This is a genomic window from Sphingomonas sp., assembly GCF_036388215.1.
Classification (GTDB): Bacteria; Pseudomonadota; Alphaproteobacteria; order Sphingomonadales; family Sphingomonadaceae; genus Sphingomonas.
In genome coordinates this window covers 74498-98349 of the sequence record NZ_DASVSH010000033.1, presented here as the reverse complement: position 1 = coordinate 98349, position 23852 = coordinate 74498, and the positions used below count along the sequence as shown (strand labels likewise).

Genomic DNA, 23852 nt, shown 5'->3' with positions numbered 1-23852 from the left:
AGCTAAGCATCGGCCCAGCGACGCAGCAGGTTATGGTAGACCCCGGTAAGTGCAATCACCGAAGCATCGCCCTGCCCGAGCCCGGCCGCGGCGCCCTGGACTGCCTGGTCCATCTCGAACAATATCCGCCGCGCCCCATCGTCGCGCACCATCGACTGGACCCAGAAGAAGCTCGCGACGCGGCTCCCCCGCGTCACGGGCTCGACACGGTGGAGGCTGGATGACGGATAAAGCACGGCGTGGCCCGCGGGCAATTTGACCGATTGCTGGCCAAACGCTCCCTCGATCACTAATTCCCCGCCATCGTAAGCCGCATCGTCTTCCAGGAAGACCGTCATCGAAAGATCGCCGCGGATGCGGAAATCGCCGCCGCGCTGGATGCGGATCGCATTATCGACATGATTGCCGAACGCCTGGCCGCCAGCGTAGCGATTGAACAGGGGCGGAAAGACCTTGAGCGGCAGCGCCGCCGCGACGAACAGCGCCGAGCGCGCCAGCGCATCGAGGACGATGCTCCCCGCTTCGGCATGCGCGGGCGTGCCTTCGGGCAGCTGCTCATTGCGCTTGGCGAGCGCCGACTGGGCGCCCGATGTTACATTGCCGTCCACCCATTCCGCCGCGTCGATAATGCCGCGCACCCGCCGGACTTCATCCGGCGAGAGCAGATCGGGAATCGCGATCAGCATGTCCGCAGCTCGGGCCAGGGGGAAGCGGCCAGAAAGGCGCGCACCTTTTCGGCGAACTCAGGCGTGGCGGCTTTCAGTGAACGCGCGATCCAGCCGCGAGCCTCCTCGATCCTGCCGGCTTCGGCAAGCATCCGGGCGTGGTTGAACGCTCCGCGGAAATCACCGCCCTCGGCTGCACGCGCGTAGCAATCCGCCGCCTTCGCCATGTCCTTCGCCACTACCCAGCCATCCTCATGGAAGCTGCCGATATAATTGGCGGCCTTCGCATTGCCCATTGCCGCCGCCTTCTCGAACCAGCCAAGCGCCGCCGCCTTGTCCTCGCGCACGCCCTCGCCGAGCGTCAGCGATGTGGCATAATTGTACATGCCCCATTCGAACCCGCGCTCGGCCGCGACACGGAAGCATTCCGCCGCGCGGCGCTTGTCGATGGCAATGCCCCAGCCCAGGTCGTAGCAGCGCCCAAGCATGTTCAGCGCCATCAGATGGCCCTGCACGGCTGCCTTGGCGAACCAGGCGAAGCCCTCGCGCGGCGGTCCGGAGTCCAGCAGCATCTGGCCGAGGACCGCCTGTGCTTCGGCGACGCCCGCCTCGGCGCCCTCGCGAATCAGCGCAGCCCGCTCGTGCGCCGAACCCGAAAGGCGCGCCGCGATCTCCGCGCGGGAGAGCTGGTCGAGCGAAGCGCTCAGAACTTCACTCCGATCGTGGCAAAGGCCGAGCGGCCCGGGGCGATCGACGCATAGTGATTGGTATAGGCCTGCGTGAAATAGACCTTGTCGGTCAGGTTCTGCACATTGATGCTCAGTTCGACGCTGGGCGTGATCGAATAGCCGATCCGGGCATCCAACCGCCAATATCCCGGGATCATCCGCGAGAGCGTTTTCGTCGCGGGACTGACGGTCACCACGCCCGCCGCGTTCTGGGTCGCGGCGCGATTGTCCGAATAGCCGCCATATTGCTTGCTGGTGTAGAATGCGCCGCCGCCGAAGCTGAGGCCGGCAAGCGGCTTCACGTCCGCCCAAAAGGTGAAGCTGTTGCGCGCGGTCTGGGTCGCCCGCCGGCCGGTGTTGACCGAGGGGACCAGCGTGACCTTCGCCGCCTGTGCGCCGATTGGCGGCGCGGTAAGCGCAGTGAAGCCGCCGTCCACGATCTTCGGATCGAGATAGGTGTAGCCGCCGAACACCGTAAGCCACCGCGTGACGTTGCCATTGAAGCTGAACTCCAGCCCCCGGATGCGGCGCTTGCCGATGAATTCGATCGTGTTGTTCGGGCCGGTGACACGAGCGTTGCTGGTGTCGGTCTGGAACGCGGCCAGCGTGAGCGCGAGCTGGTTGCCGAACAGGTCCGCCTTGGCGCCGGCTTCGTATGACCTGGTCTTTTCCACCTTGAGGCTGTCGAGCAGCGCCAGTGCGGCGGGCGTATTGACCGTGCCGAGCGCATTGGGCTCTTGCCCTTCGCCGAGCAGGCTGTTCGGCGGCGTCGCCGAAGTGGCATAGCTCGCATAAAGGCTGGTGTTGCTCGTGGGCTTGAAGACGAGGCCCGCCTGCCAGTTTAGCAGGCTGTCCATGCGCGTCAGGCTGAAGCTCGTCGTCGCATTCGCCGCCTGGCCGGGAATGGCCGTCGATTCGAAATGATCGTAGCGCAAGCCCAGATTGAGGATCAGCGACGGGGTGAGCGTGATCGAATCGAAACCATAGACCGAAACGGTCTTGGATTCGTTCTGGGTCTCCTCGATCGGCAGCATCCGCACGATGGCCGCGGGCGCGGTCGATGTGTCGCTGGCGTAATTGACCCAGGGATCGTTCGGGTTGGGATTGAAGATGCTCGTGCAATAATAGCGAGCGACGGTCGCGGCGTTGCAGCGCGGAGTGATCGTCGAGCCGGTCGAGAGAATCTCCACCCCGCTGGCGTTCAAGAAGCCGCGCGTGACGAAAGCCCCGCGACGGGCCTTTTCCCAGCTGATTTCCGTACCCACCGCGAAGCTATGCTTGATCGCCCCCGTTTCGAACGTGCCGAACAGGTCGGTCTGGTTGGTCAGTCCCTTGGTATAGCCATAGCGCGTATTGGCACGGCGCCAGACGAGACCGCCCGCGGTTGCCGGCGTGGCCGTGCTGGTGCCATATACATTGCCCAGGCTGTCGTCGGTCAGGAGGAAGCTATAGGCCTGGTCATTGTGCGAGAAGCGCGAAGTGTTTCGCAGCGTGGCCGTGCCGAAATCATGCTCCACGCGAAGCGTGGCCTGATGCGTCGTCGCATCGCGGAAGTCGCGGCTCCTGAGGCCGTAAAAGCTGGTCCGCGCGACCGTGCCCGTGGCGCCGCCGATCGTGGTGATCCGCCCGATCGCGGGGCCGGTCTCGATCTCGCCGGCGCCGGGCGCATTGCCGATCGTATAGAGAAATGGGATGCCGCTGTCGGGCAGCTCGTGGCTCTCGAGATAATAATAGCTGGCGGTAAGCCGCGTATCCATGCCCAGCCCCAGCGTGACCGAAGGCGCGACGCCCCAGCGGCGCGCATGGATCGCATCGCGCCCGGCAAAATCCTGGTCATGAGACATCGCCGCCAGCCTCACGCCGACCGTGGCGCCCAGCTCCTGGTTCAAGTCGATCGTCGCGCGCTTATAGTCGGCGGTGCCGTAGCTTGCGGACGCGCGGACGAAATCGCCCGAGACCGGCAGCCGCGAAATCACATTGATCGATCCGCCGGCGCTGCCGCGGCCGCCCAGCGTCGAATCCGATCCGCGCACGATCTGGACCTGCTCGGTGGCGAAGACTTCGCGAGTCTGCGCGGCGATATCGCGCACGCCATCGACGAAGGTGCTGCCCTGACCGTCAAAGCCGCGGATGAAGGGGCGGTCGCCGATCGGGTTGCCGCCTTCCGCCGCGCCGAAGGTAATGCCGGGAACGGTGCGAAGCGCGTCCGCCAGGGTGGCCGATCCGGTCTGCTCGATCACTTGCCGCGGAAGCACCACCACCGAGCGCGGCGTATTGACCAGCTTTTCAGTAGCCTTGGGCGTGTCCTGCTCGACTCGCGCGCCGGTGACGACGATCTGCCCGCGGTCCTGATCCTCCGTGCTATCCGTGGGGTCATTCGGATCGCGGTGCGCGGCGCTCGCCGGCGCCGAAGCGATGAAGCCGACACAGGCAAGCGCCAGATAGGCAGGCCCCCGCATGGGAGCGGCCGAAGCAGAGCAATACACGATTTATCCCTGATAGCGTCGTTGCGCTACCGGCTATTGCGAAGCGTTCGCAGAGTCAACGCTAATGCGAGTGGTTCGCAAATTTATCCGCCGCCAGCCAGGTTCGGATCGCGCTGGCCAGATTTGGGGCGTCCTCTCCTGATATCCGCGCATGATCGATCGCCGCTACCAGCGCGTTGAGCGGCAGCGCGCGCTTCGCGGCTTCCGCTTCGAGCGCGTTCCAGAAAATCGGCTCAAGGCTGATCGAAGTCTGGTGCCCGGCAATCGTGATCGACCGCTTGATTGGCCCAAGGAAGCCGCCCGGGGGTGGATCGACGGTCATTCCGGCCGATCACTCGCTATCGAACAATGCCGCAAGCTGCTCGACCATCGTGCCGGCGAGCTGCTCGGCGTCCATGATCGTCACTGCGCGCGCATAATAGCGCGTCACGTCATGCCCGATCCCGATTGCGACCAGCTCGACCGGCGAGCGGCTCTCGATCCACGCAATCACCTGGCGCAAATGCCGCTCCAGATACGATCCCGAATTCACCGACAGCGTCGAATCGTCGACCGGCGCGCCGTCCGAGATCACCATCAGGATCTTGCGGTCCTCGGGCCTCGCGATCAGCCGAGCGTGCGCCCAGAGCAGGGCCTCGCCATCGATATTCTCCTTGAGCAGCCCCTCGCGCATCATCAGCCCAAGTGACTTCTTAGCGCGCCGCCAGGGCTCGTCGGCCTGCTTGTAGAGGATGTGCCGCACGTCGTTGAGGCGGCCGGGCTGCGCGGGGCGGCCCTCGGCCAGCCATTTCTCGCGCGCCTGCCCGCCCTTCCAGGCGCGCGTCGTGAAGCCGAGAATCTCGGTCTTGACCCCCACCCGCTCCAGCGTGCGTGCCAGAATGTCCGCGCTGATCGCCGCGATTGAGATCGGCCGCCCGCGCATCGATCCCGAATTGTCGATCAGGAGAGTGACCACCGTGTCCTTGAATTCGGTATCGCGCTCGGATTTGTAGCTGAGCGACAGCATCGGATTGACGATCACGCGCGCCAGCCGCGCCGCGTCGAGGATGCCTTCCTCCTGATCGAAATCCCAGCTGCGGTTCTGCTGCGCCATCAGCCGACGCTGGAGCCGGTTGGCCAGCTTGGTCACTGCGCTCTGGAGGTGGACGAGCTGCTGGTCGAGATAGGAGCGGAGGCGATCGAGTTCTTCGGGGTCGCAAAGTTCGGTCGCGGCGATCTCCTCGTCGAACTGCCGGGTATACGGCTTGTATTCGAATTGCGGGGGCAGGTCGCCCCATGGCCGATTTGGGCGGGTGGGCAACATGCCGTCCTCGCCTTCGTCGCCGGGTTCGCCTTCGCCGTCGTCCATTGCGTCGGAGGGCGACTGGTCGCCATCTTCGCCGGCTTCGGAGTCGCGCTGCTCGCCGCGCGCCTCCATCTGGCCCTCGCCCTGCTGGGCTTCGTTCTCGCCTTCCTCTTCGCCGGGATCGTCCTGGTCTTCGCTGCCTTCGTCGTCGCCGCCGCCTTCCTCGCTGTCGTCCGGGATCATGTCGCCTTCGACGAGCTCGAGCTCGCGCAGCAGCTTCGCGGCGAGGCCGGCAAAGGCGCGCTGGTCGTCGATCGCCAGCCGGAGCGCATCGAGATCGTCGCCGGCGCGATCCTCGATCCAGCCGCGAACCATCGCCATGCCCATCGCGGCGCTCGCCGGCGCCTCGCGCCCGGTCAGCCGCTCGCGCACCATCAATTGCACCGCAGTCGAAAGCGGCACTTCCTCGCGGTTGCGCGCGCGAGCGATCGGATCGGACTTGAGCCGCATCTCCAGCGCATGGTCGAGATTGCCCGCGATGCCCGCATAGCCGCGCGATCCCAGCGCCTCGACCCGCGCGGTCTCCACCGCATCGAACACCGCGCGCGCCACCGGCTCGCTGGGCGCGCCCTTCAGATGCAGCTTGTTATCATGATGCCTAAGCCGCAGCGCGAAGCTGTCGGCGAAGCCGCGCGCCTCGGCGACCTGATCCGCGGGCAGGCTGCGCGAAGGCATCGGCACCTTGATGCTTCGCCCGTCCTGGCGCGGCGCATCGGCGGTAAAGCTCAGCTCCGCTTCCGCCTCGCCCGAAAGCGCGCGCGCAGTGCCGCCGAGCACGTTGCGCAACTGATCGAGGGGAGAGTCGGTGGCCATGGAGCGCTGATGGGCGAATCGGGCATCCCGATGCAAGTCCCCGGTGTCAGCGAACCCCGAGGCGCAGGCTATCCGTCACGCGCAATGGCCGCACTGGCGGTGCGAAGGGGGCCCAAATCCGTCAGGCAAGAGCGCTTGGGCCGATCAGCCGCGAATTCCAACGTTCAGAAACGTCAGCCAGAACTGCGCGACTTCGCCCCATGTCGAAGTCTTGTCCACGCCCCTGAATCGTTTGACCGCGCCTGCCTTGTCGCCTTGCTGATACATCAGAATTGCAAGGAACGTCTGGGCCATCGGCACATCGGGGCCGTTCAGGCCGGCAGCCAGCGCGGCGGTGTAGAGGTCGGCGGACTTGGCCCAGTTTCCAGCGGCGAAATACATTTCGGCGGCGATCAACAGCTGTCTGGGGTCGCGCCGCTCGCGGGCGCGCTCCTCGATGCCGGGAAGCGATGCAAGATCGTCGCGACCGGTCTTCGCGGTTTCATCGCGGGCCTGGATCTGCGCCGGAGTCAGCTTGAACCCGGCCCGCTGGGCATTATCCAGCGTCCTTGCGACATAAGCCGAATAGAGCGCCTTGTCAGCCGCTTCGGCCACATCGCCGGGACCGTCGACCGGATCCACAAGTGGCGACAGGATCGCGAGCGCGAAATCCTGCCTCAAGGTGAAGCGCTTCGCCGTCCGCGCATCCTGCCGGAAATTGCAAAGGAAGATCTTCCAATTCGCCCTGGTCGGCGCTTTAGCCAGCGAGGCAGCCAGTTCCTGCGCGGAGCCGGTGGCGGCGACGCGGCCGGCGCCATTGCATGCCCAGGGCTTGGTATATCGCACGGCCTTCTGGGCACTTGCTGGCGCCCCGCAAAGCGCCGTCGCCGCGATGACGGCGGCGCAGAATAACTTGATGACCCGCATAGTTCCCCCCAGAGAATCAGTTCTTGCTCACCACGCTCTCGGGCAAGTCCGTCCCGAAGACGCGCTGATAATATTCCGCCACTTGCGCCCGCTCGGCTTCGTCGCACTTGTTGAGGAAGCTCAAGCGGAACGCGAAGCCGACATCCTTGAAGATCAGCGCGTTCTGGGCCCAGGTGATCACCGTGCGCGGGCTCATCACGGTGGAAATGTCGCCGTTGATGAAGCCCTTGCGGGTCAGGTCCGCCACGCGGACCATGTTATCGACCACGGCCTTGCCGTCGGGCTGATCATATTCGCCCGATTTGGCGAGGACGATCTGCGCCTCGACCGCGGCGGGCAGGTAGTTGAGCGTGACGACCACGTTCCAGCGGTCCATCTGCCCCTGATTGATTTGCTGGGTGCCGTGATAGAGCCCGCTGGTGTCGCCCAGGCCGACCGTATTGGCTGTCGAGAACAGGCGGAAATACGGGTTCGGCCGGATTACGCGGTTCTGGTCGAGCAGGGTCAGCTTGCCCTCGGTCTCCAGCACGCGCTGGATCACGAACATCACATCCGGGCGGCCCGCATCATATTCGTCGAACACCAAAGCGGTGGGGGTCTGCAGCGCCCAGGGCAGCAGGCCTTCGCGGAACTCGGTGACCTGCTGGCCGTCTTTGAGGACGATCGCGTCGCGCCCGATCAAATCGATGCGGCTGATATGCGCGTCGAGATTGATGCGGATGCAGGGCCAGTTGAGGCGCGCCGCGACCTGTTCGATATGCGTCGATTTGCCGGTGCCGTGATAGCCCTGGACCATCACGCGGCGATTGTGCGCGAAGCCCGCCAGGATCGCCAGCGTCGTGTCACCGTCGAACACATAGGCCGGATCGAGATCGGGGACGCGCTCGTCCGCCTCGCTGAAGGCGGGGCATTCCATGTCGGTGTCCAGCCCGAACAGATCACGCACCTTGATCATCTTGTCGGGCGCGTCGAGGATCGTGGTTTCCCGGCTGTCGGGCTGAGTGTTGGAAAGGTCGGCCATGTTCGTCAATCCTGTGTCGCCCGAGCGACTAGAGGGTCAGGCGTGCCGCCGCAACGCATCTTTCCACTCTCACCCTTTCGTGAGATCATGACGCAACCGTAACGCTCCTCGAGAGGAAGGCGATGATCAAGCAATTCACGATACTGGCGCTTGGCTTGGCCTCGCTCGGCGGATGCAATTGGGGCGAAACGCCGACGCCGCCGCCGCCCAAGCAGGAGCGCCCTCCAGCCGCCGATCGGCCGGTCCAATGGCTCGCGCTCGATCCCGAATGCGGCGGATCGCTCCCCCGCGGCGAATGGCTGGTCTGCGAAAACAAGCAACTGCGCGAGCTGCACAGGTCGCTCGCCAGCCAATGGTCGGAGAAGCGGCAAGCCGCCGGGCAGCGCGAATTGCGCGTGATGCGCCATCAGCAAGAAGCGCTGCTGGGCGAACGCTCGCTGTGCGAAGATGCTGCATGCGTGGCCACGGCCTATCGCCGTTACCTTTCGGGCTATGCCCGGCCCCTGCCGGTGGGCCAGCCCGTGGTTCGGCCCATTGCTCAGCCGCGCCCTACCTGGACACCCACGCCGCGCAAGCCCGCTAAGCCGGTTCGGCCGCACCGCCCTCACGGCTGGGAGGATGGAGGCTGGCAGCCGGGTCGCAGCCGCAGCGGGCCGAGCTGCGCGGCCGAAGTCGGCGGATCGGCCTCGGCCTATCTGGTCAGGCAGTGCCGGGTCGTGAATGGGCGCTGGGACCGAAGCTGCACCGCGGACCGAAGCTGCGACGATTTACGCGAGCGGATTGGCGAAGGTTGCGCGAGCGGCCGCAGCGCGCCCGGCTTTTGCAACCGGCGCTAGCTGCGATAGAGCCGGACGGGCGCGTCCGGCGCACGCGCGATCACGCTTTTGGCTTCGAGGTCGAGCTGTACCGCCTTGATCCACCAGCCGGCCCTTTCGCCGCCGGGGAACAGTGCCTCCGGAAGGCGGCCCAGCACCTGCGCTTTGATTTCGGCGGGCGTCAGGCCGGGCGCCGTGCTCGGCAACACCGCAAGCATCGCCTCCCGCATCGCCGCGAATTTCCCGGAATCAACGTGGTAGGTCTTGCCGGGTTGAAGCACATTCTCAATCTCTATCCGGTTGGGTTTGGCCATGGATCGCTCCTTTTCCTCAAATTTTCTCGGGCAGCACAAACAAGGTGACGAAGCGCTCTGCTAGTGCACGGTCACCGGTCAGCTTTAGCGCGCCGGCGCTTTCGGCATCGGCGATCGGGCGTCCGCCATAGACTAACGAAGCAAGCGTCATCGGATCGGTCTCGAAAGTGGCGTCGGCCTCGCCATCGCCGCGGCGAATCTCGATGCCCTCGCCCAGTGTCGCGACGAAGCTCTCCGGCCCCATTCGGAACGCCACGCATGCATTGATCCCCGCCGCGCGTTCTTTCGAATACATGGTGCGAAACGACATCATCATCGATGCCGGCGACAGCGGCAGCGTTACGTCATGATCGTGGCTGCGGACCGCCCAGCGCCCCAGCTCCTGAATGGCGCGCTCGCTTTGATAGCCCCAGGGCGTAAGCTCATAGACCTGCACCGAAGCGGGAGGCGGCAACTTGCGCCGAGTCAATATGCCCGAGGCTTCGAGCCCTTCGAGCCGCTGGGTAAGGATATTGGCGCTGATACCCGGCAGGCTTGCCTTCAATTCGCCGAAGCGCCGCCCGCCGAACATCAGTTCGCGCACGATCAGGAGCGACCACCGCTCCCCCACCAATTCGAGCGCAAGCGCGGTCCCGCAGGCATCGTCATACCAGCGATTGCGAGGCGGGTCGGCAGTGGGAGTCACTTTTTTTAACTTCATGGTTGCTTTTTGTAACTGAGTCGGCGAAGGAAGGCAAATGGTGATTCGGACGAGAGGAGCAATACCGTGACCCAGATGATTTTCGTGAACCTGCCCGTGGCGGACGTGGCCAAGTCAACTGCCTTTTACGAGGCGATCGGCTGCACAAAGGACGAGCGCTTCAGGAACGAGATGGCCTCGGCAATGCAGCTGTCCGAGAGTATCGTGTTCATGATCCTCAACCCCGAATTCTTCCAGACCTTCACGCCCAAGGCGATCGCCGACGCGAAGGTGACTACCGAAGTGCTGATCTGCATCTCGCGCGACAGCCGCGGAGCGGTGGACACGATCGTCGAACGGGCTGCCGCGGCCGGAGGCCGGGCCGACGTTCGCCCCGTGCAGGACATGGGATTCATGTATAGCCGAGCCTTCGAGGATCCGGACGGCCACATGTTCGAGCCGATGCACATGGACATGGAAGCGGCGATGGCCGCATTTCCCGAAGGCCCGGCCCACGAGCCGGCCTGAGCCAGACGACCAGGAGAGAGAAGATGTCGCAAAAGATCACCACCGTTCTCTGGTTCGACCATGTCGGAGAGGAAGCCGCGAATTTCTATGTGTCGCTGCTGCCCGACAGCCGGATCGACAATGTCATCCGCTCGCCTTCGGACAATCCGAGCACCAAGGAAGGATCGGTGCTGGTCGTCGATTTCACGCTCGCCGGGCAGAAATATTCCGCGCTGAACGGGGGGTCGAACTTCAAGCCGAACGAGAGCGTGTCCTTCATGATCGTCACCGAGGATCAGGAAGAGACCGACCGGCTGTGGAGCGCGATCGTCGGCAATGGCGGCCAGGAAAGCCAGTGCGGCTGGTGCAAGGATAAATGGGGCTTCAGCTGGCAGATATCCCCCCGCGTCCTGCTCGACCTGCTGACGGACAGCGATCCGGGGCGCTCGAAGCGGGGCTTCGAAGCGATGATGACGATGAAGAAGATCGACATCGCCAGGATCGAAGCCGCCGCCAACGGCGTAGCCTGAACCAATCCGATAGGAGAGATGTTATGACTTATATCGAGGGATTCCTGATCCCCGTTCCCGCCGCCAACCGCGACGCCTTTGAACAGCACGCGCGCATGTGCGCGCCGTTCTTCCAGAAACATGGCGTCACTCGCGTCGTCGAGGCATGGGGCGACGATGTGCCCGACGGCAAGGTGAACGACCTCAAGAAGTCGGTCAATGCCGAGCCCGGCGAGACCGTGGTGTTCAGCTGGTTCGAATATCCTGACAAGGCCGCCCGCGACGCCGCGAACGCGTCGATGAGGGCCGATTCCGAAATGGCGGAAATGGGGGGCAAGGACATGCCCTTCGATGGCGCGCGGATGATCATGTCGGGCTTCGAATCGATCGTCGAGGCGGGATCGAGCCAGGGCACAGGATATATCGACGGCTATGTCCTCCCCGTGCCTGCGGCGAACAAGGAGAGCTATCGCGCGATGGCCGCTAAGTGCGCGCCGATCTTCCAGGAATATGGCGCGCTGCGCGTGGTCGAGGCCTGGGGCGACGATACGCAGGACGGGCGAGTCACCGACTATAATCGCGCCACGCTCAAGCAGCCCGAGGAAGAGGTTGTCTACAGCTTCGTCGAATGGCCCGACAAGGCCACCCGCGATGCCGCCTGGGGCAAGATCATGGGAGACGATCGGATGAAGCCCGATGGCGAAAATCCGTTCGACGGCAAGCGCATGATGTGGGGGGGCTTCACGCCGCTCGTCGACGAGACGTTCGGCTGAGCCGGCACAAGGGGAGCGAGAAAATGGCAAATCAGCATGGCAGCTTTATCTGGTACGAACTGCTGACGGCGGACGCAAAGGCGGCCAAGGCGTTCTATGACGGCGTGATCGGCTGGAACATCGACGCCGAGCCCGCGCCCGGCGGCATGGACTATCGCATGATCAACGTGGCCAACGGTCACGCCGGAGGGGTGATGCAGCTCAACGAAGACATGATCTGCGGCGGCGCGAAGGCCACCTGGTTCGGCTATATCGGCGTGGACGATGTGGATGCGAGTGTCGCCGCGGTCGTGGAAGCCGGCGGAAAGGTGCACTTGCCCGCCTTCGACATCCCCGGCGTCGGCCGCCTCGCAATGGTCAGCGATCCGCAGGGCGTGCCTTTTTATGTGATGCGCGGTGCCAGCGGAGAGGCGAGCACCGCGTATCAGCGCACGGGGCTCGGCCATGTGAGCTGGAACGAGCTGCTCACCCCCGAAGACGACGCAGCCGCGCTCGAATTCTATGGCAAGCATTTCGGCATCGCCAAGGTGGGTGCGATGCCGATGGGGCCGATGGGCGATTACAGCTTCATCGCCAATGGCGACAGCAAGTGTGAGGCAGTCGGCGCAGTGATGCGCATGCCGTCGGGCGGGCATTCGGGCTGGCACTTCTATTTCCGGGTAGCCGACATCAACGAGGCCAAGGCCAAGGTCGAAGCGCTGGGCGGCAAGGTCCGCCAGGGGCCGATGGAAGTGCCGGGCGGCGAATGGGTGATCAGCGCCGACGATCCCGAAGGCGTGCCTTTCGGCCTGGTCGCGCCGAAATAAGGAGAAGCGCATGTCTGCGCACGAACTCGTCATCGAGCGGCTGATGGACGCGCCGGCCGGCGCGCTCTGGAAGGCCTATACCGGCCATTTGAACGAATGGTTCTGCCCCCGGCCCTGGCGCGCCGAGGTGATCGAGATGGACCTGCGCCCTGGCGGCAGATCGTCGGTCACGATGTATGGGCCGAACGGTGAAGTAGCGCCCAACGACGGTGTCTATCTTGAAGTCGTGCCCGAGCGGCTGATCGTCTTCACCGATGCCTTTACCCGCGGCTGGGATCCGGCTGGCGCCCCCTTCATGGTTGGGTCCTTCGAGTTTGAGCCGCAAGGTGACAAGACGCTCTTCCGCGGACGGGCGCGCCACTGGACCCAGGAAGCGCGGGCACAGCATGAGACGATGGGCTTCCAGCAGGGCTGGGGCGTGATGGCCGAGCAATGGGAAGCCGTCGCGAAGCGCATCGCCGCCGAAGCCGCCGATGCGTAAGATCATCGGCGCGGCTTTCGTCTCGATCGACGGCGTGATGCAGGCGCCGGGCGGGCCGGCCGAGGATTGGACCGGCGGGTTCGAGCATGGCGGCTGGCTCGCCCCCTTGTTCGACGAGGCGCTCGGCAATCAGGTGGACAGCTTCCTGAAGGACCCGTTCGATCTGTTGCTCGGCCGCAAGACGTGGGAAATCTTTGCGGCACACTGGCCCTTCACGGAGGATCATGACGGCATTGCCGCGAGCTTCGCGAAGAACCGCAAATATGTGATGACTCGCTCAGGCATGCCGCTCGATTGGCAGGGCAGCGAACGCGTGCCCGATTTCGATGCGCTGGCCGCTATCAAGGCCGGAGAAGGCCCGAACATCGTAATCCAGGGCAGCTCGACGCTATATCCCGGCCTGTTGGAGCGAGGCCTGATCGATCGATTGGTCCTGATGACCGCACCTGTCGTGCTGGGCCGCGGCAAGCGCCTGTTCGGCGGGGGATCGCCCTCGGGCAGATGGAAGCTGATCGAGCACCGGCTGAGCAGCACCGGCATCGCCATGGCGACCTATGAGCCCGACGGCCCGGTCGAAGTCGCATCCTTCGCGATGGATGATCCGCATCCGCGCGAGCTCGCGCGGCGCGAGAAACTGGAACGCGAGGGGTAACGCGTATCGACATTCCATTCTTCCCTCGCCCCCTGCAAGGGGGGAGAGGGTTGCGCAGACTTAGGTTTTGCGAAGCAAAGCCTTAGTCGGAGCTGGGTGAGGGGGTTGCGGTTGCACAGCAACCGCGCGGAGCTGCGCTCCGCTCTACCCCTCTCCAAGCTAGGCTAGGCAGCAAGCTGCCAAGCTTCGCTATCCTCTCCCCTATCAAGGGGAGAGGAGCCCTTACGCAAACGCAGCCGAACCCTTGAGCTGCTGATACGCTTCGATCACCGCGCGCAGCTTCGCCTCGTGGCTACGGTCGCCGCCATTGCGGTCGGGGTGGTATTTGCGCACCAGCTCCGAATAGCGCCGCCGAAGTCCCATGCGGTCCACATCGGTATCGAGCGCCAGCACGCGCAGCGCCTCGCGGTCGCGTCCCGAAAGCGGCCTGCCGTCCTGGCGCGGGACCTCGTCGCGCATCCGGTTGCGGAAACGCGCTCCGATCGCGTCTAGCGGGTCGGAAAAATCAGCCCAGCGCGGCGGGCGGTCCGCGCCACCATTGCCGTTGAACGCCCGCGTCTCGCGCTCCCAGCCGGCCATCGGCCGCTGCGCATCGTGGATCTCGTCGGTGCTCATCCCCCGGAAGAAATTATAGCCCGAATTGAATTCGCGGACATGCTCCAGGCACAGCCAGCGAAATTGCGGCGGCCCGTCGCGCCCGATATCCGCACCCTCGATCAGTGGCGCACGGAATTCACCCGGCTCGGCGCAGCCGGGCTCGGCGCACAGCCGCCCCGGCGCCTCCACTCGGCCGTGGAAGCGCGCATTGGGGCGATCTTTCCTGGATTGGCTATCGCCCACGCGACTCTCTCGAAAAAACGCAATATATAGGAGCGATGACCGACCTCGCCACCGCTCCCCTCGCCCAAATTATCGCTTCCCGCCTGAACGGTGCGCTCGACCCCACGCATCTTGAGGTCGTCAACGACAGCCATCTCCATTCGGGCCATATGGGCGACGACGGCTCGGGCGAATCGCACTGGACGGTGGTGGTGGAAAGCCACGCCTTTAAGGGCCAGTCACGCGTGGCCCGCCAGCGGATGATCAACCATGCGCTTGCCGACCTGTTGGCCGAGCGGATTCATGCCTTGGCCATCCGCGCCCGCGCGCCGGGGGAGGCATGACCGCGCTCGCCCAGCGGCCGGCCGCGCGCATCCTGTTGCTGGACGATGCGGGCCGCGTGCTGCTCTTCCGCTTCGCCCTAGCCGGTCGGCCCGCATTCTGGGCCACCCCTGGCGGCGCGGTCGATCCAGGCGAGAGCTTCGAGCAAGCCGCCCGCCGCGAGCTTTTCGAGGAAACCGGACTCGAACTTGAATGCGGGCCTGAAGTCGCGCGGCGGCTTGTCGAGTTCGTGACGCTGGAGGATGTCGCCGTCACTGCGGACGAACGCTATTTCCTCGTGCGCGCCGGGACCTCCGACATCGACACCGCACGCCACACCGAACTCGAAAGGCGCGTGATGCAGGAATGGCGCTGGTTCGAGCGCGGCGAGATCGCGGAATGGCCTGAGACGATTTTTCCGGAGAATTTGGCCCAGATGCTGGATACGCTGCAATGAACGAGAGCTTGATCCTCCAGACCATCGAGCCCGTCACGCACGACCTCGGCGGCTTCAAGGTCCACCGCACCCTGCCTTCGCGCCCCCGGACGATGGTCGGTCCGTTCATCTTCTTCGACCAGATGGGGCCGGCCCGATTGGAAGCCGGCACCGGCATCGACGTGCGCCCGCACCCGCACATCAATCTCGCGACGGTCACCTATCTCTATGCCGGCGCGATCGATCACCGCGATTCGCTGGGCACCTTCGCGACGATCGAGCCCGGCGCGGTCAATCTGATGACCGCGGGCCGCGGCATCGTTCATTCGGAGCGTTCCCCCAGCGCCGAGCGGGCCCACGGCCCAGAGCTTTCGGGCCTGCAGACCTGGCTCGCGCTGCCCGAGAGGTTCGAGGAAGTCGATCCCGCATTCGAGCACGTCGCAGCGGCCGACCTGCCGGTGATCGACACCCCAGGGGCCACCGCACGCGTGATCATGGGGGATCTGTGGGGCGTATCCGCCCCGACGACGACCTATGCCCAGACCATCTATGCCGATATCGCACTCGATCCGGGCGGCAGCGTGCCGATCGACTCTTCCGCGGACGAGCGCGCGATCTATGTGGCGACGGGCGAAGCTACGCTGGACGGAATGATGCTTGATCCCATGACCCTCTATGTGCTGCGCCCGGGCATTGCCGCGACGCTGCGATCCGAGCGCGGAGCGCGCGTGTGCCTGTGCGGCGGCGAGGCCTTCGCCACTCCGCGCCATGTCTGGTGGAACTTCGTCTCGTCGAGCCGCGACCGGATAGACCAGGCCAGGGCCGACTGGAAGGCAGACCTGTTTCCCCAGGTCCCGGGCGACGACAAGGAATGGATCCCCATTCCCGAAGTGCCCAAGACGGTGAGCTATCCGTGACACCGGCTCACGCTGAGCTTGTCGAAGCGCCTTTCGAAGTCATAACGAGCGACAACGCCCTTCGACAGGCTCAGGGCGAGCGGAGGTAGGAATGCCCGACTTCAATTTGACCCGCATCCCCCTCCCTACAGGCGTCGAACTCGACGTCGCCATCGCGGGCGATTCCGCGAACCCGCCGCTGATCTTCCTCCACGGCTTCCCCGAATCGCATCGCACCTGGCGTCATCAGATCGCCGATCTTTCGCGCGATTTTTATGTGGTCGCGCCCGATCAGCGCGGCTTCGCCCGCTCATCCAAGCCCGAGGGGATCGAGAATTATTCGCCCGACAAGCCCGTGGGCGACCTGATCGCGCTCGCCGATCATCTCGGCATCGGCGAGTTCACTTTGGTCGGGCACGATTGGGGCGGCGCGATTTCCTGGATGGCGGCGCTGCAGCACCCCGGCCGGATCAAGCGGCTGATCATCGTCAACGCGCCGCATCCGCTGATCTTCCAGCGCTCGCTCTACGACGATGCGGACCAACGCGCGGCCAGCCAATATATGACGGCGTTCCGCAACCCCGGCTTCGAGAAATTCGTCGACGGAATGGGCATCCCCGCTTTCTTCGACACCAGCTTCTCCAAGCATGCCGATCCCGCCCTGCTCGCCCCCGAACGCGACGCCTATATCGAGGAATGGTCGCAACCCGGCGCGATGACGGGAATGCTCAACTGGTATCGCGGCAGCGCGGTGGTCGTGCCCGCGTCGGGCGAAACTCCGGACCGGCCGGCCTGGCTCGACGGGCCCTTCCCCCCCGTGACTCAGCCCACGCTGGTGATCTGGGGAATGAAGGACAGCGCTTTGCTGCCGGTCCAGCTCGAAGGACTCGATACGCTGGTGCCCGATCTCACGTTAGTGAAGATCCAGGATGCCGGACATTTCGTACCCTGGGAAAGGCCCGAGGCGGTGACGAAAGCGATCCGCGACTGGCTGGCGAAGCGCGGCCGCTAGTGCCGCTTGCAATGTAGGATTTCGCCTGCTTGGGTCTCCGGGCCACCGCTGCGTGACCGCTCCTTGAAACCGTCGATCCCGCACACGCGAGAAGCATGCTTTCGCCTAACCTTTGCTAACCTTTCGCGACGGCAAACCTGCGCATAGGCCTAACTTTCGCCTAAACTTCCGAGCTCCAGCCCTCGACCCAGGCGCCGTGCGCCTGCGATGCCGCGACCATCGTGCGCGGCGGTCCGTCGGGCCAGGTCCGCACCCAGACTTCCTGGCGATGCAGCGTGCGGTCCGGCTCCATCTCCACCCAGGCTAGCGGTCGCTCTACCGTGGCGCGCGCGCCGGCGGCTTCCATAGCCGCAGTGATGCGCGCCTGCGTTTCGGGCGGCAGATATTGCCACACCACCGAATGCATCAGCACGCGAGTCGCGCCCCCCGCCTGCGGCTCGGCCAGCCGCGCATCGAGCCAGTCGGCGGCGTCGGCCCGCTCCAGGTGCACAGGCTTTTCGACGATCATCGCGATCGCCTTGTCCAGCCGGATTTGCCGCTCATGATTGTCAGCCCATACATAGGCGCGCAGCCGATCCGCGGCCGCAGTGTTGCGAACATCGACCGGCCGCACATCGCAACCCCGCACGCCGGCGAAGCGCACGGGCGCCAGCGGCGGCGGAGGGCCGCGCCACTCGGGCCGGATCGTCACGGGCGAATTCTCCGGTCCCACGATGACACCGCCCAGATCGAAGCGATAGCGCTCGATCAGCAGGTTGAGCCCGGCGCTCGATCCGATTTCGATCACTTCGAGCGGCTGGCCGAAGCGCCGTGACACTTCGAGCATCCCGCACATCAATGCGCCCGAGCGGCCCGGCTCATTGGTCTGGGGCGGCCCGTCGAGCCAGGGATAGAGCGCGTTGTCATGCGCGATGAGCGCGGCGGATAGCTCGCCTTTGACCGCATCGGGATCGGTCTCGCTTCCGTCGAACACCTCGGTCAGCGCCACCCCCTTGAGTGCCAGCGAATGCAGCCCGCCGGTCAGCCGCAGCGGCAGCGCGGCCTTGGTCGGCTCGCCTTCCCAGTCGAGCGCCCGCGCGCCCGTCCGGCTTTCGCGGCTCAGGCAATCGGCGAGCGCCAGCACCACGCGCCCGGTGATGAGCGCGTCCATCGCAACGCAATAGCGGTGCTGGAAGCGAAACGCCTCGCGGTTGGTCTGCTCGTCCGCCACGGCGAGCGTGTTGCGCCGGAGGCACCCCGCAAGTAAAGCCCCGCCCTCAATGGCCGAGCCTTTGATCCTCGCGGTGCCCAAGGGGCGCATTCTCGAAGAGTGCCTTCCTGTGCTTGCGGCTGTCGGAATCACGCCCGAAGCCGCCTTTGCCGACGAGAACAGCCGCGCGCTGCGCTTCAAGACCAGCAATCCGGCGATCGACCTGATCCGGGTGCGCGCGTTCGATGTAGCTACCTTCGTCGCGCACGGCGCGGCGCAGCTCGGCATCGTCGGTTCGGACGTGCTCGCGGAATTCGCCTATTCGGAGCTTTATGCGCCGGTCGATCTAGGGATTGGCCATTGCCGCATCTCGGTCGCGGAGCCCGCCGACATGGCCGAGAAGGACGATCCACGCGGCTGGAGCCATGTCCGCATCGCCACCAAATATCCACACATCACCCGCACCCATTTCGAAGCGCGCGGCGTGCAGGCCGAGTGCGTAAAGCTTAACGGCGCGATGGAGCTGGCCCCCGTGCTGGGCCTCGCGCCGCGCATCGTCGATCTGGTCTCGTCGGGCCGCACGCTCAAGGAAAACGGGCTGGTCGAAGTCGAAGTGATCGCGCAGGTCACTTCGCGGCTGATCGTCAACCGCGCGGCATTCAAGATGCGCGCGAGCAACGTGGTCCCGCTGGTCGATGCGTTTCGGCGGGCCGTGGCGTGATCCGCCTCGACGCCTCCAGCTCTGATTTCGCCGAAGCCTTCACCACCCTGGTCAACGCCCGCCGCGAGGCCGATGAGGATGTGGCGCGCAACGTCACCCACATCATCAAGCGGGTGCGCGATGAGGGCGACGTGGCGGTCAAGGACCTGACGAGGCTGTTCGACAAGCACGACCTCGACGCAACAGGTTGGAAGATCGACCGTGCCGATTGCCTCGCCGCATGGGAGGGGCTGAGCCCCGAGTTGCGCGCCGCGCTCGAACTCGCCGCGGAACGCATCGCCGCCTACCACGCCAAGCAGCGACCCGCGGACACCGACGCGATTGACGCGCAGGGCATCCGCCTCGGCGCGCGCTGGCGCCCGGTCGATTCGGCGGGCGTTTATGTTCCCGGCGGCCGCGCGGCTTATCCCAGTTCGGTGCTGATGAACGCGCTGCCGGCGCGCGCCGCAGGCGTCGGGCGGCTGATCATGGTGACGCCCACGCCCAATGGCGAGGTCAACCCGCTCGTCCTTGCCGCCGCGCATCTGGCGGGAGTGGACGAGATCTGGCGGATCGGCGGCGCGCAGGCCATCGCGGCGCTCGCGCACGGCACCGAGCGGATAGCGCCTGTCGATGTCGTCACCGGTCCGGGCAATGCCTGGGTCGCCGAAGCCAAGCGCCAGCTGTATGGCGTGGTCGGCATCGACATGGTGGCGGGACCGAGCGAGATCGTCGTGGTCGCGGACGCCGCCAACGATCCCGAATGGATCGCCGCCGACCTGCTCAGCCAGGCCGAGCATGACCCGACCAGCCAGTCGATCCTGTTCACCGACGATACCGCCTTCGCCCAGGACGTGGCGGAGGCCGTCGATCGCCAGATAGCCGAACTGGCCACCGCCGAAACTGCGCGAGCAAGTTGGGACGCCAACGGCGCGATCGTGATCGTCCCTTCCCTGGCGGACGCCGTACCCCTGATCGACCGCCTCGCGCCCGAACATCTCGAACTGGCGTGCGACGATGCCGAGGCGCTGTTCGCTCAGGTGCGTCACGCCGGCTCGGTCTTTCTCGGGCGCCACACCCCGGAGGCGATCGGCGATTATGTCGCGGGGCCGAACCACGTACTCCCAACCGGCCGCCGCGCGCGTTTCGCATCGGGCCTGTCGGTGCTCGACTTCATGAAGCGCACCAGCTTCCTCGGCATGGACGCATCGGGCCTCGCCGCGATCGGCCCCGCCGCGATCGCCCTGGCGAATGCCGAGGGCCTGCCCGCGCACGCCCGGTCGGTCTCCATCCGGCTCAAGGATCAGTAATGCCAAGCCCCAAAGCCAAGACCCGTTCCAGGGCCCGCGCCGCCGCGCGGCTCGCCGCCGTCCAGGCGCTCTATCAGCGCGAGATGGAGGGAACGCCGATCACCGCGCTTCTGCATGAGTTTCACCAGCACCGCCTGGGAGCGACGATCGAAGACGTGGAATATGCCGATGCCGATGTCAGTTTCTTCGACGATATCGTGAAGGGCGTCGATGCGCGCCGCGAGGAGATCGACACCCTGGTGGCGGGCAAGCTCGCCGCGGACTGGTCGCTCGAACGGCTCGACAAGCCGATGCGCCAAATCCTGCGCGCGGGCGCCTATGAGCTGATGGCGCGTCCGGATGTTCCGGTGGGCGCAGTGATCAGCGAATATCTCGACGTGACCGACGCATTTTACGACCGCCGTGAAAAGGGCTTCGTCAACGGCCTGCTGGACGCGATTGCGAAGGACGTGCGGAGCTGAACGAAGCCGAATTCATTGCCGCCTTGCGCACCCTGCCGCTTCATGCGGGCGCACATGGCTTGCTCGACGATGCGGCGACGCTGGCGATCGGCGGCGAGACGCTCGTCCTCACCCACGATGCCATCGCTGAGGGGGTGCATTACCGAGCCGGGACCGATCCGGCCGATATCGCCTGGAAGCTGGTCGCGGTTAACCTCTCGGACCTGGCCGCCAAGGGCGCTGAGCCGATCGGGGTGCTGATCGGCGCAACGTTGGTGGAGCATAATGAGCGCTTCGTCGAAGGGCTGCGCGAAGTGCTCACGGCCTATGCGGTGCCACTGCTCGGCGGCGACACGATCGCGACCAGCCCCGCCGTTTTCGGATGCACCGCCATCGGCCGCGCGGCGGCGGTTCCGCACCGCACCAGCGCGAAGCCCGGCGACGCCCTTTGGGTCACCGGCCATATCGGCGCGGCGATGCGCGACTTCGCACAGGGCGGCCCCGCCTATCTTCGCCCCCGCCCGCGCCTCGCCGAGGGCCGGGCGCTGGCCCCTCATGTCCATGCGATGATGGACGTGTCGGATGGGCTGTTGCTGGACGCGAGCCGAATGGCGCGGGCCAGCAACTGCACTGCCGAGCTTAGCCTCGATGCGATCCCCTTCGCCCCTGGGGTCGAGGATCGGCTCGCCGCGGCGGCATGGGGCGACGATTATGAATTGCTCTTTGCGGCGCCCAAGGGCTTCGCCCCCCCCGTGCCAGCCACGCGCATCGGCGCATTCACGGCGCCCGGCCCCGCGGCCTTGCTGCTGGACGGCGCACCGCCTCCCGAAAAGCTCGGCTACGAGCACGGCTGACCCCGCTTGCGCTCGCACGATGCGTGTCTATACGTCTGCCCTGCCCTTGAACCCGGCGCGAGACCGGAGAGGCGCTTTCCAAAAGTCTAGGGGAAGGACTTCACCACCATGACGATCGTTTACATCGCCATAGCATGCGGCCTGATCGCCGTGCTCTATAGCATATTGACTGCCCAGCAGGTGCTCCGCGCGCCCGCGGGCAACGAGAAGATGCAGAGTATCGCCGCCGCCATTCAGGAGGGCGCAAAGGCCTATCTGGGCCGGCAATATCTCACCATCGGGATCGTTGGCGCGATCGTCGCGGTGTTGATTTGGGTGTTCCTCGACGGAATGGGCGCGCCGCTATCCACGGTGTGCTTCCTGATCGGCGCGGTCCTGTCCGGCGCCGCCGGCTTCGCAGGCATGCACATCTCGGTGCGCGCCAATGTGCGCACGGCCGAGGCCGCGCGCACCAGCCTGCAGGGCGGCCTGACGCTCGCGTTCCGATCGGGCGCGATCACCGGCATGCTCGTCGCGGGCCTCGGCCTGCTCTCGATCGCGGGGATCTTCTGGTATCTGATCGGGCCCGGCCAGATGGACCTTGACGAGATCGCGGATCGCCGCACGATCATCGCCGCGCTCACCGCCCTGGCCTTCGGCGCTTCGCTGATTTCGATCTTCGCGCGCCTCGGCGGCGGCATCTTCACCAAGGCCGCCGATGTCGGCGCCGATCTGGTGGGCAAGGTCGAAGCCGGAATCCCCGAGGACGACCCCCGCAACCCCGCGGTGATCGCCGATAATGTCGGCGACAATGTCGGCGATTGTGCCGGCATGGCGGCCGATCTGTTCGAAACCTATGTCGTGACCATCGGCCTCACCATGGTCTCGATCGCATTGTTGCTTTCCTCGGTCGGAGCGGAATCGCTGATGCGGCTGATGACCCTGCCGCTCCTGGTCGGCGGCGTGTGCATCATCACCTCCATCATCGGCACGTATATGGTCCGCCTGGGCAAGAGCCAGAACATCATGGGCGCGCTCTACAAGGGCTTCTGGACCACCGCGATCCTCTCGATCCCGGCAATCTACCTCGCCACCAGCTACGCCCTTACCGGCGAGCTTCTCGGCGACATGGACACCGTCATCGGCGCATTGCCGGTCGATCCCACCGCAGTCATCGCTGGCGCCGGCGACCTCACCTTGCTCACCGGCAAGGAATTCACCGGCATGAGTCTGTTCCTCTGCATGATGATCGGCCTCGCGGTCACCGGACTGCTGGTGTGGATCACCGAATATTATACGGGCACCAATTATCGCCCGGTCAAGTCCATCGCCAAGGCTTCCGAAACCGGCCACGGCACCAACGTGATCCAGGGCCTGGCGATCAGCCTTGAATCGACTGCGCTGCCGACGCTCGTGATCGTGGTCGCCGTGATCGCCGCGTTCCAGATCGCTGGCATCATCGGCGTGGCGTTCGCCGCGACTTCGCTGCTGGCGCTCGCGGGCATGGTCGTCGCATTGGACGCTTATGGTCCGGTCACCGACAATGCCGGCGGCATCGCCGAAATGGCGGGCCTTCCTGATGATGTGCGTCACAAGACCGATGCGCTCGACGCGGTGGGCAATACCACCAAGGCCGTGACCAAGGGCTATGCCATCGGCTCGGCGGCGCTTGCCGCGCTCGTGCTGTTCGGCGCGTACACGACCGACCTCAAGGAGTTCTTCCCTGACGTGCCGGTCGATTTCTCGCTGAACAATCCGTACGTCATCGTCGGGCTGCTGCTCGGCGCGCTGCTGCCCTATCTGTTCGGCGCATTCGGCATGACCGCCGTGGGCCGCGCGGCGGGCGCCGTGGTCGAGGACGTCCGCGCGCAGTTCCGGGAGAATCCGGGCATCATGGAAGGGACCAGCCGTCCCAACTATGCGCGCACGGTGGACATCGTCACCAAGGCGGCGATCAAGGAGATGATCATCCCCTCGCTGCTGCCGGTGCTGAGCCCGATCGCAGTCTACTTCATCATCACGGCGGTGGCCGGCCAGAGCGAAGGCTTTGCGGCGCTGGGGGCGATGCTGCTGGGCGTGATCGTCTCCGGACTGTTCGTCGCCATCTCGATGACCTCCGGCGGCGGCGCATGGGACAATGCCAAGAAGTATATCGAAGACGGCAATCACGGCGGCAAGGGCTCCGAAGCCCATAAGGCCGCAGTCACCGGCGACACCGTGGGCGATCCCTACAAGGATACCGCGGGCCCCGCCGTCAATCCGATGATCAAGATCACCAACATCGTCGCCTTGCTTCTGCTCGCGGCGCTGGCGGGACATGTCGGCTAAAGCGGGCTGTCCTTCGAGTGAACAGACCCCGCCCGGAGCCATCCGGGCGGGGTTTTGTTTGTGCGCCT

At 65.4% G+C, this 23852-nt stretch carries 27 protein-coding genes; 16 read left to right on the top strand and 11 right to left on the bottom strand.

Translation table 11 applies throughout. The features are described 5' to 3' along the window. Positions 1 to 2 precede the first annotated feature (2 nt). The 7 genes from VF617_RS14615 to cobS form a co-directional block, all read right to left on the bottom strand. On the bottom strand, positions 3 to 686 hold the full coding sequence (locus tag VF617_RS14615) for a Fe2+-dependent dioxygenase (protein ID WP_331015639.1): 684 nt from the start codon (positions 684 to 686) through the stop codon (positions 3 to 5). Further along, the gene (locus VF617_RS14610) at positions 680 to 1237 is read right to left on the bottom strand and encodes a tetratricopeptide repeat protein (RefSeq protein ID WP_331015638.1); all 558 of its coding nucleotides are present in this window, start codon (positions 1235 to 1237) and stop codon (positions 680 to 682) included. Before VF617_RS14610 ends, VF617_RS14615 begins: the two co-directional genes overlap by 7 nt. A 131-nt stretch (positions 1238 to 1368) precedes the next feature. Then, the gene (locus VF617_RS14605) at positions 1369 to 3852 is read right to left on the bottom strand and encodes a TonB-dependent receptor (protein WP_331015637.1); all 2484 of its coding nucleotides are present in this window, start codon (positions 3850 to 3852) and stop codon (positions 1369 to 1371) included. 88 nt (positions 3853 to 3940) lie between these two features. Then, on the bottom strand, positions 3941 to 4201 hold the full coding sequence (locus VF617_RS14600; RefSeq protein ID WP_331015636.1) for a ribbon-helix-helix domain-containing protein: 261 nt from the start codon (positions 4199 to 4201) through the stop codon (positions 3941 to 3943). 9 nt (positions 4202 to 4210) lie between these two features. Continuing rightward, the gene (gene cobT / locus VF617_RS14595) at positions 4211 to 6037 is read right to left on the bottom strand and encodes a cobaltochelatase subunit CobT (protein WP_331015635.1); all 1827 of its coding nucleotides are present in this window, start codon (positions 6035 to 6037) and stop codon (positions 4211 to 4213) included. A 144-nt stretch (positions 6038 to 6181) separates the two neighbouring features. Continuing rightward, the gene (locus tag VF617_RS14590; RefSeq protein WP_331015634.1) at positions 6182 to 6943 is read right to left on the bottom strand and encodes a hypothetical protein; all 762 of its coding nucleotides are present in this window, start codon (positions 6941 to 6943) and stop codon (positions 6182 to 6184) included. A gap of 16 nt (positions 6944 to 6959) precedes the next feature. Next, on the bottom strand, positions 6960 to 7964 hold the full coding sequence (gene cobS, locus VF617_RS14585) for a cobaltochelatase subunit CobS (RefSeq protein WP_331015633.1): 1005 nt from the start codon (positions 7962 to 7964) through the stop codon (positions 6960 to 6962). A gap of 122 nt (positions 7965 to 8086) precedes the next feature. Here cobS and VF617_RS14580 point away from each other — a divergent pair, with 122 nt between their 5' ends. Next, positions 8087 to 8800, top strand: coding sequence for a hypothetical protein (locus tag VF617_RS14580; RefSeq protein WP_331015632.1), 714 nt, complete (start codon positions 8087 to 8089; stop codon positions 8798 to 8800). On the opposite strand, the gene VF617_RS14575 is transcribed toward VF617_RS14580, so the two are convergent. Further along, the gene (locus VF617_RS14575) at positions 8797 to 9093 is read right to left on the bottom strand and encodes a DUF6958 family protein (protein WP_331015631.1); all 297 of its coding nucleotides are present in this window, start codon (positions 9091 to 9093) and stop codon (positions 8797 to 8799) included. The two genes, VF617_RS14580 and VF617_RS14575, sit on opposite strands and share 4 nt — an antisense overlap. A gap of 16 nt (positions 9094 to 9109) precedes the next feature. Continuing rightward, on the bottom strand, positions 9110 to 9793 hold the full coding sequence (locus tag VF617_RS14570; protein ID WP_331015630.1) for a winged helix-turn-helix transcriptional regulator: 684 nt from the start codon (positions 9791 to 9793) through the stop codon (positions 9110 to 9112). A 75-nt stretch (positions 9794 to 9868) separates the two neighbouring features. Here VF617_RS14570 and VF617_RS14565 point away from each other — a divergent pair, with 75 nt between their 5' ends. Genes VF617_RS14565 through VF617_RS14540 form a run of 6 tightly spaced genes read left to right on the top strand, consistent with a single transcriptional unit; the run spans position 9869 to position 13500 of the window. Further along, the gene (locus VF617_RS14565) at positions 9869 to 10300 is read left to right on the top strand and encodes a VOC family protein (protein WP_331015979.1); all 432 of its coding nucleotides are present in this window, start codon (positions 9869 to 9871) and stop codon (positions 10298 to 10300) included. Between the two features lie 23 nt (positions 10301 to 10323). After that, complete coding sequence (locus tag VF617_RS14560) at positions 10324 to 10809, top strand: VOC family protein (RefSeq protein ID WP_331015629.1); 486 nt, start codon at positions 10324 to 10326, stop codon at positions 10807 to 10809. A 23-nt stretch (positions 10810 to 10832) separates the two neighbouring features. After that, entirely contained in the window at positions 10833 to 11561 is a 729-nt protein-coding gene (locus VF617_RS14555) for a DUF1428 domain-containing protein (RefSeq protein WP_331015628.1), read from the top strand. A gap of 23 nt (positions 11562 to 11584) precedes the next feature. After that, positions 11585 to 12367, top strand: coding sequence for a VOC family protein (locus VF617_RS14550; RefSeq protein WP_331015627.1), 783 nt, complete (start codon positions 11585 to 11587; stop codon positions 12365 to 12367). Between the two features lie 10 nt (positions 12368 to 12377). Beyond that, positions 12378 to 12848 (top strand): SRPBCC family protein, encoded by a 471-nt coding sequence (locus VF617_RS14545; RefSeq protein WP_331015626.1) that lies wholly within the window; start codon positions 12378 to 12380, stop codon positions 12846 to 12848. After that, on the top strand, positions 12841 to 13500 hold the full coding sequence (locus VF617_RS14540) for a dihydrofolate reductase family protein (protein ID WP_331015625.1): 660 nt from the start codon (positions 12841 to 12843) through the stop codon (positions 13498 to 13500). Before VF617_RS14545 ends, VF617_RS14540 begins: the two co-directional genes overlap by 8 nt. Before the next feature lie 222 nt (positions 13501 to 13722). Here the strand turns inward: VF617_RS14540 and VF617_RS14535 are convergent, their stop codons facing one another. Further along, a complete protein-coding gene (locus tag VF617_RS14535) occupies positions 13723 to 14340 on the bottom strand; it encodes a J domain-containing protein (RefSeq protein ID WP_331015624.1) in 618 nt (205 codons plus the stop codon). A 35-nt stretch (positions 14341 to 14375) separates the two neighbouring features. Here VF617_RS14535 and VF617_RS14530 point away from each other — a divergent pair, with 35 nt between their 5' ends. The 4 genes from VF617_RS14530 to VF617_RS14515 all read left to right on the top strand — a co-directional run bounded on the left by VF617_RS14530 (position 14376) and on the right by VF617_RS14515 (position 16984). Continuing rightward, positions 14376 to 14663: a BolA family protein gene (locus VF617_RS14530; protein ID WP_331015623.1), complete on the top strand. Its 288-nt coding sequence runs from the start codon at positions 14376 to 14378 to the stop codon at positions 14661 to 14663. After that, positions 14660 to 15097 (top strand): NUDIX hydrolase, encoded by a 438-nt coding sequence (locus tag VF617_RS14525; RefSeq protein WP_331015622.1) that lies wholly within the window; start codon positions 14660 to 14662, stop codon positions 15095 to 15097. Before VF617_RS14530 ends, VF617_RS14525 begins: the two co-directional genes overlap by 4 nt. Continuing rightward, a complete protein-coding gene (locus tag VF617_RS14520) occupies positions 15094 to 15993 on the top strand; it encodes a pirin family protein (RefSeq protein WP_331015621.1) in 900 nt (299 codons plus the stop codon). The genes VF617_RS14525 and VF617_RS14520 overlap by 4 nt, the downstream gene beginning before the upstream one ends. Before the next feature lie 91 nt (positions 15994 to 16084). Further along, complete coding sequence (locus tag VF617_RS14515) at positions 16085 to 16984, top strand: alpha/beta hydrolase (protein ID WP_331015620.1); 900 nt, start codon at positions 16085 to 16087, stop codon at positions 16982 to 16984. A gap of 160 nt (positions 16985 to 17144) precedes the next feature. On the opposite strand, the gene VF617_RS14510 is transcribed toward VF617_RS14515, so the two are convergent. After that, a complete protein-coding gene (locus VF617_RS14510) occupies positions 17145 to 18194 on the bottom strand; it encodes a DUF2332 domain-containing protein (protein WP_331015619.1) in 1050 nt (349 codons plus the stop codon). 49 nt (positions 18195 to 18243) lie between these two features. On the opposite strand from VF617_RS14510, the gene hisG reads away from it, so the two are divergent. The 5 genes from hisG to VF617_RS14485 all read left to right on the top strand — a co-directional run bounded on the left by hisG (position 18244) and on the right by VF617_RS14485 (position 23784). After that, positions 18244 to 18894, top strand: a complete 651-nt coding sequence (hisG, locus tag VF617_RS14505) for an ATP phosphoribosyltransferase (RefSeq protein WP_331015618.1) — start codon at positions 18244 to 18246, stop codon at positions 18892 to 18894. Continuing rightward, complete coding sequence (hisD, locus tag VF617_RS14500; protein WP_331015617.1) at positions 18891 to 20183, top strand: histidinol dehydrogenase; 1293 nt, start codon at positions 18891 to 18893, stop codon at positions 20181 to 20183. The genes hisG and hisD overlap by 4 nt, the downstream gene beginning before the upstream one ends. Continuing rightward, positions 20183 to 20644, top strand: coding sequence for a transcription antitermination factor NusB (gene nusB / locus VF617_RS14495; RefSeq protein ID WP_331015616.1), 462 nt, complete (start codon positions 20183 to 20185; stop codon positions 20642 to 20644). Before hisD ends, nusB begins: the two co-directional genes overlap by 1 nt. A 23-nt stretch (positions 20645 to 20667) precedes the next feature. Next, positions 20668 to 21477, top strand: coding sequence for a thiamine-phosphate kinase (gene thiL, locus VF617_RS14490; RefSeq protein WP_331015615.1), 810 nt, complete (start codon positions 20668 to 20670; stop codon positions 21475 to 21477). Between the two features lie 108 nt (positions 21478 to 21585). After that, entirely contained in the window at positions 21586 to 23784 is a 2199-nt protein-coding gene (locus VF617_RS14485) for a sodium-translocating pyrophosphatase (protein WP_331015614.1), read from the top strand. Positions 23785 to 23852: the final 68 nt, after the last annotated feature.